The following is a 13,920-nucleotide window of genomic DNA, read 5'->3' as shown; positions in this document are numbered from 1 at the left end:
CGCCCGCCCTGGCCGCCACCCTCGTCCACGAGGTCCAGCACGGCAAACTGACCGCCCTCGCCGACGTCCTCACCCTGCACACCGCCGACGCAGCCCCCCGGCACTGGGCCCCCTGGCGCGCCGACCCCCGCCCGCTGGAGGGGCTCCTGCACGGTGCGTACGCCCACCTGGCCCTCGCCGGCTACTGGCAGCGCGCCGCCCTCTACGGCGCCCGCGGCGCCTGGGCCCAGCACGCCCGCACCCGCGCCCAGGTGGCCGCTGTCCTGCCCGTACTCCGATGCCATCCGCAACTGACTTCCGACGGACGGGAGTTCACCTCGGCGATGGCCGCCGCCGAAGAGGCCATGGACGAGCTGCCGCCGCCCGGCGACCAGCACGCCGTCGCCCGCCGTGCCGTCGACCGGGCACGGCGCGCCTGGTACGCGGAACACCCCGAACTCGCCCTGCACGAACAGGGCTGACGGCACGTCGGCTGCGGTACCTTTTCAACCCCGTCCACCGCCCGGATTCCAGGGAGACGGCCACGTGACCACCGGTATTCGGCAGGAACGCGACCCGGCCCCCGCGCGGCCGCAGCGCTTCCTCATCAGCTTCGCCGGCTTCAACCGGCCCTGGGCCGTGTGGATCGCGCACCGGCTGGAGGAGCACGGCCACCGCGTCGCCCTGCAGCGCTGGGACCCGCAGTCCGAGGGCGGCCTCACCCAGGCCCTCGACGACCTGGCCCGCAGCGGCAGCCGCGTCCTCCTCGTCCTCAGCGAACGGTACTTCTCCGTCGGCACCCACACCGACGAGGAGTGGAGCGCCGCACTGCGCGCGGTCACCGACAGCCACCCCGACCGGTTCGCCGCCGTCAGCCTCACCGACGCCCCCCTGCCCAGCGCCGTCGCCGTCCTGGAGAAGACCGACCTGTGGGGCCTGGACGCGTACGAGGCCGAGTACCGCGTGCTGCGCCGCCTGGAGCTGCCCACCGACCGGGTCGGCACCGAGACCGGCCGCCGCGGCCCCCGCTTCCCCAACGACCCCCCGGAGATCTGGGGCCGCGTCCCGCGCCGCAACCCCCGCTTCACCGGCCGCAACGACGTCATCGGCACACTGCGCGCCGCCCTCAGCGAGGCGCCCCCCGGCGCCTCCACCGTCACCCTGCTCGGCCTGTCCGGCGTCGGGAAGACCCAGGTCGCCACCGAGTACGCCTACCGCTTCGCCTCCGAGTACGACGTCGTGTGGTGGGTCCCCGCAGAGGACCGGCCCACTCTGCGCGAACGGCTCGCCGACCTCGCCGCCGAAATGGGCCTGCCGCGCGGCGCCGGAAGCTACGGCGAGCAGATCCGGTCCGTCCTGGAGGCCCTGCGGCGCGGCTCCCCGTACAGCCGCTGGCTGATCGTCTTCGACGGCTGTGACAACCCCGACGACCTCACCGACCTGCTGCCCTCCGGGGCCGGTGACGTCATCATCACCTCCCGCAACCGCGAGTGGGCCTCCCGGCACACCAGCCTCGTCGAGGTCCCCCTCTACGCCCGGCCCGAGTCGGTCACCTTCATCCGCCGCCGGGCCCGCCGGCTCACCGGCGCGGAGGCCGACCAGCTCGCCGAGGCCCTGGAGGACTACCCGCTCGCCCTCGACCAGACCGCCGGCTGGCTCGCCGACTCCCCGCTGACCGTCGACGACTACCTCGCGCTGCTGCGCCGCCGCCTGGACTCCCACGAGGCCGTCACCGTCTCCGACGACTACCCGCTGCCCTTCCCCACCGCCCTCGCGATACTGCTCAACAACGTCCGCGAGAACTTCCCCGACGCCCTCGCCCTGCTCCGCCTGTTCGTGTTCTTCGCGCCCGGCCCGGTGCCGCTGCGGCTGCTGCGCGAGTTCCCCGTCGACGACGTGCCCGAACAGCTCGCCGGGCTGATCAACGACCAGATCCGTTGGAACGCCGCCCTCAACAAGCTGGTGCAGTTCTCCGTCGTCCGCCTGGAGTACTCCGACCTGGCCGTGGAGGAGGGCGGCGGCGGGCTGGAGACCGTACAGCTCCACCGCATGGTCCACGGCATCGTCCGCGAGAACCTCTCCGAGGAGGAGGCCCGGCCCCTCGCCCGCGCCGTCCGCCGGGTCCTCGCCGCCGCCGACCCGGGCCGGCCCTCCGACTCCCGGCTGTGGCCCCGCTTCGCCGAGCTGATCCCGCACCTGGAGACCGCCGGCGTACTGACCAGCGGCAACCCGCGGACCCAGCACTTCCTGCTGAACTGCCTGCGCTACCTGATCCTCGCCGGCGAGTACCGCACCTGCCTGCGCCTGGCCGAGCAGACCGACACCGTCTGGCGGGCGATGCTCGGCGACGACCACGACCAGGTGCGCGAACTCAGCTACCACTACGGCGGCGCCCTGCGCATGCTCGGGCACTTCAAGCAGGCCGAGGCCCTCGCCAAGGCGGTCGCCGACCGGCTCCTCGCCGAACGCGGCGACCGCGACCTGGAGACCCTGCGCGCCACCAGCACCTACGCGGGCGTCCTGCTCGGCATGGCCAAGTTCGACCAGGCCCGGGAACTGCTGGAACACGCCTTCGCCCGCTACCGCGAGCTCCTCGGCGAGGACGACTCCACCACCCTCAACGCGGAGAACAACGTCGCCGTCGTGCTCCGGCTGCTGGGCCGCTACCAGGAGGCGTACGAGACCGACCTCGACACCCTGCGCCGCCGCGAGCGCGTGCTGCGCGTCCGCCACATCGCCACCCTCTCCTCCGGGATCGGCTGCGCCATGGGGCTGCGCCTGATGGGCCGCTACCGCGAGGCCCTCGCCCGGCAGGAGCAGGGCCTCAAGCTCAACTCCCAGGTGCTCGGCGCCAACCACCCGCAGACCCTGCGCGCCGAGCACAACCTCGGCATGTGCCTGCGCCGCTCCGGGGACATCCCCGGCGCCGGGGCCCGGCTGCGCAGCGTGCTGGAGCGCTCCACGCGGGTCTTCGGCGCGGAGTTCCCCTGGACGCTGATGGTCGCCTCGGACTACGCGACCTACCTGCGCGAGTACGGGGACATCGGCGAGGCCCGGCGGATCTCCGAGGAGGTCGTGCGCGGCTACCAGACACAGCTGGGCCTCGCCCACCCGTACAGCATCGGCACCGTCGGCAACCTCGCCCTCGTGCTGCGCGCGCAGGGCGAGCGCCGCGAGGCCCTGAACCTCGCCGAGCAGGCCCTCGTCGGCATGCGCGGCGCGGTCGGCGAGCGGCACCCGTGGGCGCTGGGCTGTGCCCTGAACGCCACCGGGCACCGCAACATCACCGGGCACCTCCAGGACGCGCTGGACCTCAGCCGCGAGACGCTGCGCAACTGCCGGCAGGTGCTGGGTCCGGACCACCCGATGACGCTGAGCGCGCAGATCGCCCTGGCGGCGGACCTGCGCTCGGTACGGGAGGACGCGGAGGCGGCCAAGCACGAGGAGGCGGGCCTGAAGGCGCTGACCCGCACCCTGGGCCCGCAGCACGTCCACACCGTCTCGGCCCGCCAGCAGATGCGCCCGTACTGGGACTTCGAGCCCCAGCCGTAGCGGACGGCAGTTCCGGCCGCGACGGACGCCGCCCCGGCCGGACGCCGCCCCGGCCGGAAGCCGGGGCGGCCAGCCTAAGCCAGCCAGCCCTGCCGGACGGCGCGTACGCCCGCTTCGAAGCGGCTGCGCGCCCCCAGGCGTTCCATCAGGCCCGTCGCTACCCGGCGGGCCGTCCGGTGCGAGACCCCCAACCGCTTGGCGATGGCCTCGTCGGTGAACCCGTCCGCCAGCAGCTTCAGCGCGGTCGACTCGGTGTCGGTCAGGCCGCTCTCGTCCCGGTGCGCCTTCTCGCCGAACGGCTTCGCCGACTCCCACACGCTCTCGAACAGCGCGCAGAGGGCGGTCAGGGTGCCGTGCCCCGTGAGCACGACCGCGCCCGCCGAGGTGTCCTCGCTGTCGACCGGGATGACGGCGGTGCTCCGGTCCGTGATGATCATCCGGATCGGCAGGGTCGGCACGGTCCGCGCCTGCCGGCCGGCTGACGCGGCCCGCCGCGCACTCGCCCTCGCGCAGGCCGGTGAAGGCGTCGAACACGTGACCGCGCATCCGTACGCCGAACCCCACCCGGTGCTGGGGCTGTTCCTGGTGGCTTCCTCCCTGCACGAGGCCGAGAGGAGCGCGGCCGGCGTGTGCCGGCGCCTGCTGCGGGAGCACACCGACATGTCCCGCTGGGCGCTGGTGAGGGCGGAAGTGCCCCTGCTGGCCCCATTGGGACATGGCCCGTTGGGTCCACCGGAAAGCCCTTCCAGCACCTCTGGCCTGCGGCGAAAGTAGTCATCGCCGGCAGGGAACACCGCCCGGCAGGCACCACCGGCGCCACGTCACCGCGGGATGCGGGCCGGTTCCGTCCCACAGCCACCCCGTCTGCCGAAAGGCCAACTGCCATGAACGCCGTCCGTATCGCCAAGGCCGCCGCGGTCACCGTCCTCGTCGCCGGATCGGTTCTCCTCGGTTCCTCGACCGCCCAGGCCGCCGACCTCGGCACCAAGGACTTCGGTTGGCAGAGCGTGACCGCGGCCCCGAAGAACGACTTCGGTTGGCAGAGCGTGACCGCGGCCCCGAAGAACGACTTCGGCTGGCAGTAGCCGTGACTGCCGCCCAGGACGAGGACTTCGGCCGGCGCCGGCCGGCCCCCTCGCCCTGACGGCTGCACCTGCAGGGCGGCTGTCGTCCGACGTCCCGGCAGGACACGCCGAAGGCCCGGCCCCCGTCACGGGGGCCGGGCCTTCCTGCGTCAGACCGCAGCGGGGACTAGGCCTCGAAGACCTCGTTGAGCAGCTGCTGCTGCTCGGCCTGGTGCCGCTTGGCGGAACCCACGGCCGGGGACGAGCCGTGCGCACGCGAGATGCGGCGCAGGCGCTCGCCGGCCGGGATGTCCGCGCCGACGGCCAGGTCGAGGTGGTCGATCAGGTTGAGCGCGATGAACGGCCAGGCACCCTGGTTCGCCGGCTCCTCCTGGGCCCAGATGTACTTCGCCGCGTTCGGGTACTTGGCGATCTCGGCCTGGAGCTCCGCACCCGGCAGCGGGTACAGGCGCTCGATGCGGATGATGGCGGTGTCGGTGATGCCGCGCTTCTCCCGCTCGGCCTCCAGGTCGTAGTAGACCTTGCCCGCGCAGAACACGACCTTGCGGACCGCGTTCGCCTCGACGGTCGAGTCGCCGATGACCGGGCGGAACGTGCCGCTCGTGAACTCCTCCGCCTTCGACGCCGCGGCCTTCAGACGCAGCATCGACTTCGGGGTGAAGACGACCAGCGGCTTGTGGTGCGGGTTGTGGACCTGCCAGCGCAGCAGGTGGAAGTAGTTCGACGGCAGCGTCGGCATGGCGACCGTCATGTTGTTCTGGGCGCACAGCTGCAGGAACCGCTCCGGGCGGGCCGAGCTGTGGTCCGGGCCCTGGCCCTCGTAGCCGTGCGGCAGCAGCAGGGTGACGCCGGACGTCTGGCCCCACTTCTGCTCGGCCGAGGAGATGAACTCGTCGACGACGGTCTGGGCGCCGTTGACGAAGTCGCCGAACTGGGCCTCCCACAGGACCAGCGCGTCCGGACGGGCCAGCGAGTAGCCGTACTCGAAGCCCATCGCCGCGTACTCGGAGAGCAGCGAGTCGTAGACGTTGTAGCGGGCCTGGTCGTCCGTCAGGTGCTGCAGCGGGGTGTAGTCCTCGCCGGTCTCACGGTCGATCAGCACCGCGTGGCGCTGGCCGAAGGTGCCGCGGCGGGAGTCCTGGCCGGACAGCCGGACCGGGGTGCCCTCCATCAGCAGCGAGCCGAAGGCGAGGGTCTCGCCCATGCCCCAGTCGATGGTGCCGTCGTCGATCATCGCCGCGCGGCGCTGCAGCTGCGGCAGCAGACGCGGGTGGACGGTGTGGTTCTCGGGGATGCTGACCTGCGACTCGGCGATCCGCTTGACCACCTCGAAGGAGATGGAGGTGTTCACGGCGACCGGGAACTCGGCCTGCTCCATCGGGGCGGGGGCGCCGGCCGCCGGCTGCGTGGCGGCCTCGCGGACCTCCGCGAAGACCTTCTCCAGCTGGCCCTGGAAGTCCTGCAGGGCCTGCTCGGCCTCTTCCAGGGTGATGTCGCCGCGACCGATGAGGGACTCGGTGTACAGCTTGCGCACCGAGCGCTTCTTGTCGATCAGGTCGTACATCAGCGGCTGGGTGAAGGCCGGGTTGTCCGACTCGTTGTGGCCGCGGCGGCGGTAGCAGATGAGGTCGATGACCACGTCCTTGTTGAACGCCTGGCGGAACTCGAAGGCGAGCCGCGCGACACGGACCACGGCCTCCGGGTCGTCGCCGTTCACGTGGAAGATCGGCGCTTCGATCATGCGGGCCACGTCGGTCGCGTACATGGAGGAACGCGAGGACTCCGGGGCGGCGGTGAAGCCGACCTGGTTGTTGATCACGACGTGGACGGTGCCGCCGGTGCGGTAGCCGCGCAGCTGCGACATGTTCAGGGTCTCGGCGACGACACCCTGGCCGGCGAAGGCCGCGTCACCGTGCAGGGCGACCGGCAGGACGGTGAAGTCCGTGCCGCCCTTGTTGATGATGTCCTGCTTGGCGCGGGCGACACCCTCCAGGACCGGGTCGACGGCCTCCAGGTGGGAGGGGTTCGCGACGAGCGAGACCTTGATCTGCTCGCCGTCGAGGCCCGTGAAGGTGCCCTCGGCGCCCAGGTGGTACTTCACGTCGCCGGAGCCGTGCATCGACTTCGGGTCGAGGTTGCCCTCGAACTCGCGGAAGATCTGCGCGTACGACTTGCCGACGATGTTCGCGAGGACGTTCAGGCGGCCGCGGTGGGCCATGCCGATGACGACCTCTTCGAGGCGGGCCTCGGCCGCGGAGTCGATGACCGCGTCGAGCAGCGGGATGACGGACTCGCCGCCCTCCAGGGAGAAGCGCTTCTGGCCGACGTACTTGGTCTGCAGGAAGGTCTCGAAGGCCTCGGCCGCGTTCAGGCGGCGCAGGATGCGCAGCTGCTCCTCGCGCTCCGGCTTGGAGTGCGGGCGCTCGATGCGGTCCTGGATCCAGCGGCGCTGCTTCGGGTCCTGGATGTGCATGAACTCGACGCCGGTGGTGCGGCAGTACGAGTCGCGCAGCACGCCGAGGATGTCGCGCAGCTTCATCATCGACTTGCCGGCGAAGCCGCCGACCGCGAACTCGCGCTCCAGGTCCCACAGGGTGAGGCCGTGCTCGGTGATGTCGAGGTCGGGGTGCTTGCGCTGCTTGTACTCCAGCGGGTCGGTGTCGGCCATGACGTGGCCGCGGACCCGGTAGGAGTGGATCAGCTCGAAGACGCGGGCGGCCTTCGTGACGTCGTCGTCGTGGCTGGCGTCGATGTCGCGGTTCCAGCGGACCGGCTCGTACGGGATCCGCAGCGACTCGAAGACGCGGTCGTAGAAGCCGTCCTCGCCGAGGAGGAGGTTCGCGACGATGCGCAGGAACTCGCCGGAGGCGGCGCCCTGGATGACCCGGTGGTCGTAGGTCGAGGTCAGGGTCATGACCTTGGAGACGCCCAGCTTGTTCAGGGTGTCCTGGGAGGTGCCCTGGAACTCGGCCGGGTAGTCCATGGAGCCGACGCCCATGATGACCGACTGGCCGGGCATCAGGCGCGGCACGGAGTGGACGGTGCCCAGGCCGCCCGGGTTGGTCAGGGAGACCGTGACGCCGGTGAAGTCGTCCATCGTCAGCTTGCCGACACGGGCGCGGCGGACGATGTCCTCGTAGGCCTGCCAGAACTCGAAGAAGTTGAGGGTCTCGGCCTTCTTGATGCCGGCGACGACGAGCTGGCGGTCGCCGTTCGGCTTGACCAGGTCGATCGCGAGGCCGAAGTTGACGTGCTCCGGCTTGACCAGGGTCGGCTTGCCGTCCTTCTCCGCGAAGGAGTAGTTCATCGACGGCATGGCCTTGATGGCCTGCACCATCGCGTAGCCGATCAGGTGCGTGAAGGAGATCTTCCCGCCCCGGGCGCGCTTCAGGTGGTTGTTGATGACGATGCGGTTGTCGAACAGCAGCTTCACCGGGACGGCGCGGACCGAGGTGGCCGTCGGCACGTCGAGGGAGGCGTTCATGTTCTTCGCGACCGCGGCGGCCGGGCCGCGGAGCGTCACCAGCTCGGGGCCCGCCGGGGCCTCGGTGGCGGCTGCGGAGGGCGCGGGCTTCTGGGCGGCGACGGGGGCGGGCGCGGCCGGAGCGGCGGCCGGGGCCTGGGAGGTGACAGTCACAGCAGGGGCACCAGAGGGAGTGGCAGGAGCAGGGGCAGGAGCTGACACAGGCGAAGAGGTCGGCGCGGCGCCCGCCGCCCCCGTGGCGGCGGCGTCGGAGACCTTCGGGGCTTCGGCTACGGCGGCGGCCTGTGCGGAGGCGCCGTCCGTCGGGGTCTTCACCGGCTCCTCGGCCTTGGCGGGAGCGGTCGTGCCCCCCGGCTTGTAGTCGGCGAAGAAGTCCCACCAGGCCCGGTCGACCGAATTCGGGTCCTGGAGGTACTGCTGGTAGATCTCGTCGACGAGCCACTCATTGGCGCCGAAGCCTGAGGCAGGGGTTTTCCCGCCCTCTGCTGCTTCGGTCGTGGTGCTCGGGTTACTCGGGGACTGTGGCGACACGGCGGCAACCGCCCTCTTCCGCTTCACAAGGTATGGACAGCGGGAATAAAGGCTACGCCTCCCTGGCGGGGAGATGCAGACCGGGCGGGACTTACGTCACGTAGGTCACACCGAACGGCGGGTTTCGCCGCCCTGAATGGCGGGAAACGAACGGGGTTCGGGTATGCGCGAGCCGGGTTGCGCCCCCCTGGCTTCGCACCCCTGACGGATCCCGTGCACGTGTGGCCGAGATCATGTCCTTCCCAGTCGAACCCTACGTCAATGCGGCGCCGCGGGGCTGCCCGGAAGCGTGACGAGGATGCGGCAGCCGCGTGACGATTCGGCCACGCGGATCCGGCCGCCGTGCAGCTCCACGGCCCAGCGGGCGATCGCCAGGCCCAGCCCGGTGCCGCCGTCGCCGCCGTTCGCGCTGCCCCGGTTGAACCGCTCGAAGACGCGGTGCCGCTCGGCCTCGGGGATGCCGGGACCCTCGTCCACCACCTCCAGCGCCAGGCTGCCGGGGGTCTCCCCGGCCCGGGCGCGGACCGTGACCCGGCCGAGGGCGGGGCTGTGCTTGACCGCGTTGTCGATCAGGTTCGCCACCACCTGGTGCAGCCGCTCGGCGTCCGCGTACGCCGTCAGCCCCGACGGGAACACGTCCAGGTGCAGGTGCACGTCGTTGCGGGTGTGCCCGCCGGAGCCCGAGGCCAGCCCCGGCCGGCCCGCGGCGGCCAGGCCGGACTCCTTCAGCACCCCGGACAGGTACGGCCACACCTCGAAGCGGCGGGCCTTCAGCGGGACCACCCCGTTGTCCACCCGGGACAGGTCCAGCAGCGTCTCCACCAGCCGGCCCAGCCGCTCGGTCTGCTTCAGCATCGTCCGCATGGTCTCCGGATCGGCTTCGGAGACCCCGTCGACCACGTTCTCCAGCACCGCGCGCAGGGCCGCGATGGGCGTGCGCAGCTCGTGCGAGACGTTGGCGACCAGCTCCCGGCGGTGCCGGTCCACGGCCTCCAGGTCGTCCGCCATCAGGTTGATCGTGGAGGCCAGGTCACCGAGCTCGTCGCGGCGGCCGGCCCCGCGGACCCGGCGGGTGAAGTCCCCGTGCGAGATCGCCCGGGCCACCCGGGTCATGTCGTCCAGCGGGGCCGTCAGGCTGTGCGCCACGAACTGGGTGATCAGCATCGACGCGATCACCGAGAACACGGTGATGAAGCGGAGCTCGGTGTCCGTGCGCAGGGCCACCAGCAGCAGTCCCGTGGTGATGAACACCGAGACCACGACCAGCGTGCCCAGCTTGGTCTTGATCGAGAACGGTGAGAACGGGCGGAGCCCCTCGCCGGAAGCATCGGCTCCACTGCAGCGGCTGGCGCCGCGCCCCCTGCCGGGGCGTCCTCCGCTCACGCCTGCGCCGGGGTCTCCAGGGCGTACCCGACCCCGTGGACCGTACGGATCCGCTCGGCCCCGATCTTCCGGCGCAGGGCCTTGATGTGGCTGTCGACGGTACGGGTGCCGGAGGCGTCGGCCCAGTCCCACACCTCGGCCAGCAGCTGCTCGCGCGAGAGGACCGCCCGCGGGGTACCGGCCAGGCAGACCAGCAGGTCGAACTCGGTCGGCGTCAGGTGGACGTCCTCCGCCTGCACCCGGACCCGGCGCTGCGCGTGGTCGATCTCCAGGTCCCCCAGGCGCAGGGTGGCCCCGCGCGGGGCGGTCGCGGCCAGCGTGGCGCGCTCCACCCGGCGCAGCAGGACGTGGACCCGGGCCGCCAGCTCGCGCATGGAGAACGGCTTGGTCATGTAGTCGTCGGCCCCGACCCCGAGCCCGACCAGCATGTCGGTCTCGTCGTCGCGCGCGGTGAGCATCAGCACCGGCACCGGCCGCTGGGCCTGGACCCGGCGGCACACCTCCAGGCCGTCGAAGCCCGGCAGCATCACGTCGAGCACCAGCAGCTCGGGCTGCCAGCTCTCGGCCGCCGCCACGGCGGCCGGCCCGTCGTGGGCGGCCTGCACCTGGAAGCCCTCGGCGCGCAGCCGGGCCGTGATGGCGTCGGCGATGGTGCGGTCGTCCTCGACCACGAGCACGCGCCGCTGAGCGCCGGGGGTGGCCGCGGCGCCGCCGGTGTGGGTGGTGTGTGTCTGTTCCATGTCCCGCCCCTGGAGATCCGCGTGATGGGGTGCAGCGTAGAGGAGCCACCGGCCTGCGGCTATGCCGGGTTCGGACAGTGCATCAGGCGGAGGTTTTGATTCCGATTGCGGTCGGAATGGGGATATGCACACCCATGCCGGGTGCCGCGAAGCCCCCTCGGGAGCCCGCCCCCGGAGCCGGCCGGAGTCCGTCCCGGAGGGGCGCGCGGATCCGCCGGAGCCCCGCCGGAACGGGCCCGCGAGCGGGCTCGGCGAGCCCCGTGCGGCACCGCGCCCGCAGGGGCGCGGGGAACTGCGCGGCCGGCCCCACCGGCCCGCGGTTTCATGCCCGGACGCCCGAAGGAGCCCGGGAGGGCTGCCGGGGTCCGCTCGGAACCCGCCCCCGGAGGACTTCGGGTCCGGCCCCGCCCCGGAGATGCCGCGGGGCGGTCGCGGCGGGGTCAGCCGGCTTCGAAGGAGGGCAGTGCCGACAGGACGTCCGCCAGGCGCGGCGGGATCGACCCGTCCTCGGCGGCGACCTCGTGACCGCCGTGCACGAAGGCGTACCGGAACCCGTCGTAGACCGTCGGCCCGCCCGTCGCGACCCGGGGCAGGTGGGGGAAGTCCGCCGCCGCGAGCGCGGCCCGCAGCCTCGCGAGCCCGTCCGGCGACAGCTTGCCCGAGCCGATCTGCCGGGCCTTCCCGTCCAGCCGGGTCCAGGAGCCGTCGCCCTTGACCACCACGCTCGTCGTCAGCCCGGCGAAACCACCGCTGCGGGTGACCGCGACCAGGCGCCCGTCCGCCGAGGACGGTGCGGGGGAGGGAGCCGTCGGGGCCGACGGCGCGGGAACGCCCGGACCGCTGGGTGCCGGGCCGTCCGGGGCCGGGGCGTTCGACGCGGCCGGCGCACCCGCCGTGCCCGCCTGCGCCGAGCCGGTCGGGGGGCTGCTGGGCGCGGGCGACCCCGCCCCGCCCGCATCGCAGCCGGCCAGGGCCACCGCACCCAGCAGCACCGCCGCCACCGCTCGTACCGCGCGCACACCCCACCTCCGCAGGATTTCGGGCCGACCCCGAGTATGGAGTCCGCCCGACCGTACGGAAAGCACCCGGAGGACGACATCCACGCCGCCGTCCGGGGGACGGCTGCCGCCGCTCCTCGCGTACGCCGCGGTCGCGGCCGCGATGTGGTTGCCGACGCGGGGGAACGCGGTGCGTCGGGAGCCGGTGGGGGTCGCCGTGCCGCTCGCGCTGCTGCCGCCCGGGCTGCTGATCGCCGTCTCGCCGGTGCACCGCCGTACACCGACCGGTACGTGCTCTGCGCCCCGGCCGCCGGGGCCGGGCCCGCGGCCGTGCGCCGGCGGCGCGAGTGGCTGCTGTCCTCGCCCGCCGTGGACCGGGGTCGTGGGACCCGGCCCCGGACCGCTCCCCGGGGGCCCCGGCGAGCCCGTGGGGCACCGGGCTGCCCTCGGCGGAGATCCGGGGGCGGCCGGGGGAGGCGCCCCGCGGGTGATCGGGCTGATGGACCCGGCGGGGCAGCCGCTCGACCGGTACCCGCGGGAGGCCGTCGATCGGCGGACACCGGTCGCCCACTTCGACCTCTGCGCCATGGACGAGGTGCGGGGGCCCGGATCGCGGTCCGCCCGGAGGATGCCCCCGAGGCGGCAGGCCGGGGCAGGATGGGTGCCGTCAACGCTGCACGAGGCGCCGGGGGGACCCACCGCATGACCGAGAACACGCAGACGCACACCACCGCGGGCGCGGGTACGGAGCCGGGGCCGCGACCGGGGCCGGGGGAGGTCGGGCCCCTCGTCGGGGCGGACTGGCTGGCGGCCCGCCTCGGCACGCCGGGCCTGGTCGTCCTCGACGCCTCCGTCGGCGCCCACCGCGGCGCCGCCCGGCGGATCCCGGGCGCCCGCCCCTTCGACCTCGACGGCGCCCTGTCCGACCACGACGCCCCCGCCCCGCACACCATGCCCGGCCCTGCCGCGTTCACCGAGGCCATGCGCAGCCTCGGCATCGACGACACCGGCACCGTCGTCGTCTACGACGGCGCCGGCATCTACTCCAGCGCCCGCGCCTGGTGGATGCTGCGCGCCATGGGCTTCGACCGGGCGGCCGTCCTCGACGGCGGACTGCCGGCCTGGACCGCCGCCGGGCTGCCCGTCGAGGAGACCGGACCCGCGTACGAGGGCCCGCGCGGCTCCTTCACGGCCCGCCCCCGCGCCGGGCTCCTCGTGGACAGCGGCGCCGTCGCGGCGGCCCTGGCCGACCCGGCCGCGGCCGTGCTCGACGCCCGGACCCGGGAGCGCTTCGCCGGCACGGCCCCCGAGCCGCGGCCGGGGCTGCGCGGGGGCCACATGCCGGGGGCGCTCAACCTGCCGTTCGGGGAGCTGCTGGGGGAGGGGGGCCTGATGCGGCCCGCCGGGGAACTCCGCGAGGGCTTCCGCGCGTTGGCGGGGAGCCGGGAGCGGCTGTACTTCAGCTGCGGCTCCGGGGTGACGGCCTGCGTCCTGGCCCTCGGGGCCGTCCTCGCCGGGTACCCGTCCGACACCCTCGCGGTGTACGACGGCTCGTGGACGGACTGGGCCATGCGCCCGGAGCTGCCCGCCGTGCCGGGCCGGCGGGCGGAGCTGGTCCCGGGCGAGGCCTCGGAGCGGCGCTTCGGCGGACCGGCGACCGGTGACGAGCGGAGCATCCTCACCGGCGTACTGGAGGCGCAGCGTACGACGCTGGAGCTGAAGTGCGCCGGGCTGGACGGGGAACTGGCCCTGCGCGCGGTCGAGCCGTCCACACTCTCGCTGCTCGGCCTCGTCCGGCACCTCGCCGACGTGGAAAGGCGCTGGTTCCGGCGGGTCCTGGCCGGGCAGGACGCGCCGGCCCTGTTCTCCTCGGCGGCGGACCCGGACGGAGACTTCGACTTCGACGGGGCCGGACGGCCCGGGCCCGCCACCGCCGGGACCGCGAAGGGGGCGTGGGAGGCCTGGCGCGCCGAGGCGGCGTTCGCCCGGGAGTTCACCGAGGCCGCGCCCGACCTCGACGCGGAGGGGGAGGACGCCTGGCGCGGACGGGTGTCCCTGCGCTGGGTGCTGGTCCACATGATCGAGGAGTACGCCCGCCACAACGGCCACGCCGACCTGCTGCGCGAACGCATCGACGGCGCGACCGGCCTCTGACGGCGGTCGGGGAC

The 13,920-nt window shown here is 73.4% G+C and carries 9 protein-coding genes and 2 pseudogenes; 6 read left to right on the top strand and 5 right to left on the bottom strand.

Annotated features, from left to right (window positions below):
* Both HYE82_RS25260 and fxsT read left to right on the top strand, forming a co-directional pair.
* The coding region (locus HYE82_RS25260; RefSeq protein ID WP_256987650.1) for an HEXXH motif-containing putative peptide modification protein at positions 1–461 on the top strand (461 nt) is incomplete at its 5' end.
* Positions 462–525: 64 nt separating this feature from the next.
* A complete protein-coding gene (fxsT, locus tag HYE82_RS25255) occupies positions 526–3,531 on the top strand; it encodes an FxSxx-COOH system tetratricopeptide repeat protein (protein ID WP_179176446.1) in 3,006 nt (1,001 codons plus the stop codon).
* A 74-nt stretch (positions 3,532–3,605) separates the two neighbouring features.
* Here the strand turns inward: fxsT and HYE82_RS25250 are convergent.
* A pseudogene (locus tag HYE82_RS25250) lies at positions 3,606–4,007 on the bottom strand (LuxR C-terminal-related transcriptional regulator); the annotation flags it as partial.
* Here HYE82_RS25250 and HYE82_RS25245 point away from each other — a divergent pair.
* Positions 3,961–4,305 carry a hypothetical protein gene (locus tag HYE82_RS25245; RefSeq protein WP_179176449.1) on the top strand — a complete coding sequence of 115 codons (345 nt, stop codon included), beginning with the start codon at positions 3,961–3,963 and terminating at the stop codon, positions 4,303–4,305. The pseudogene HYE82_RS25250 and the gene HYE82_RS25245 sit on opposite strands and share 47 nt — an antisense overlap.
* A gap of 110 nt (positions 4,306–4,415) precedes the next feature.
* The gene (locus tag HYE82_RS25240; RefSeq protein ID WP_179176445.1) at positions 4,416–4,616 is read left to right on the top strand and encodes a hypothetical protein; all 201 of its coding nucleotides are present in this window, start codon (positions 4,416–4,418) and stop codon (positions 4,614–4,616) included.
* A 166-nt stretch (positions 4,617–4,782) separates the two neighbouring features.
* Here the strand turns inward: HYE82_RS25240 and HYE82_RS25235 are convergent, their stop codons facing one another.
* The 4 genes from HYE82_RS25235 to HYE82_RS25220 form a co-directional block, all read right to left on the bottom strand.
* Positions 4,783–8,631 (bottom strand): multifunctional oxoglutarate decarboxylase/oxoglutarate dehydrogenase thiamine pyrophosphate-binding subunit/dihydrolipoyllysine-residue succinyltransferase subunit, encoded by a 3,849-nt coding sequence (locus HYE82_RS25235; protein WP_179176444.1) that lies wholly within the window; start codon positions 8,629–8,631, stop codon positions 4,783–4,785.
* 258 nt (positions 8,632–8,889) lie between these two features.
* Positions 8,890–9,918 (bottom strand): ATP-binding protein, encoded by a 1,029-nt coding sequence (locus tag HYE82_RS25230; RefSeq protein WP_179176448.1) that lies wholly within the window; start codon positions 9,916–9,918, stop codon positions 8,890–8,892.
* A 92-nt stretch (positions 9,919–10,010) separates the two neighbouring features.
* A complete protein-coding gene (locus HYE82_RS25225) occupies positions 10,011–10,754 on the bottom strand; it encodes a response regulator transcription factor (protein WP_179176443.1) in 744 nt (247 codons plus the stop codon).
* A 440-nt stretch (positions 10,755–11,194) separates the two neighbouring features.
* Positions 11,195–11,773: a hypothetical protein gene (locus HYE82_RS25220; protein ID WP_179176442.1), complete on the bottom strand. Its 579-nt coding sequence runs from the start codon at positions 11,771–11,773 to the stop codon at positions 11,195–11,197.
* A gap of 783 nt (positions 11,774–12,556) precedes the next feature.
* Between HYE82_RS25220 and HYE82_RS25215 the strand changes: the two are divergent.
* A pseudogene (locus HYE82_RS25215) lies at positions 12,557–13,324 on the top strand (sulfurtransferase); the annotation flags it as partial.
* Positions 13,322–13,906, top strand: a complete 585-nt coding sequence (locus tag HYE82_RS25210; protein ID WP_179176447.1) for a DinB family protein — start codon at positions 13,322–13,324, stop codon at positions 13,904–13,906. The pseudogene HYE82_RS25215 and the gene HYE82_RS25210, both read left to right, overlap by 3 nt.
* Positions 13,907–13,920 lie beyond the last annotated feature (14 nt).

It is taken from the genome of Streptomyces sp. BR123 (assembly GCF_013401435.1).
Classification (GTDB): Bacteria; Actinomycetota; Actinomycetes; order Streptomycetales; family Streptomycetaceae; genus Streptomyces.
The sequence above is the reverse complement of the archived record's forward strand: the minus strand, read 5'-3'. Positions and strand labels throughout refer to the sequence as shown.

Excerpts from the sequence above, each read along its gene's own strand:
- HYE82_RS25245 (WP_179176449.1), top strand. The coding sequence starts at position 3,961 with ATGATCATCCGGATCGGCAGGGTCGGCACGGTCCGCGCCTGCCGGCCG.
- HYE82_RS25240 (WP_179176445.1), top strand. The coding sequence starts at position 4,416 with ATGAACGCCGTCCGTATCGCCAAGGCCGCCGCGGTCACCGTCCTCGTC.
- HYE82_RS25225 (WP_179176443.1), bottom strand. The coding sequence starts at position 10,754 with ATGGAACAGACACACACCACCCACACCGGCGGCGCCGCGGCCACCCCC.
- HYE82_RS25210 (WP_179176447.1), top strand. The coding sequence starts at position 13,322 with ATGCGCCCGGAGCTGCCCGCCGTGCCGGGCCGGCGGGCGGAGCTGGTC.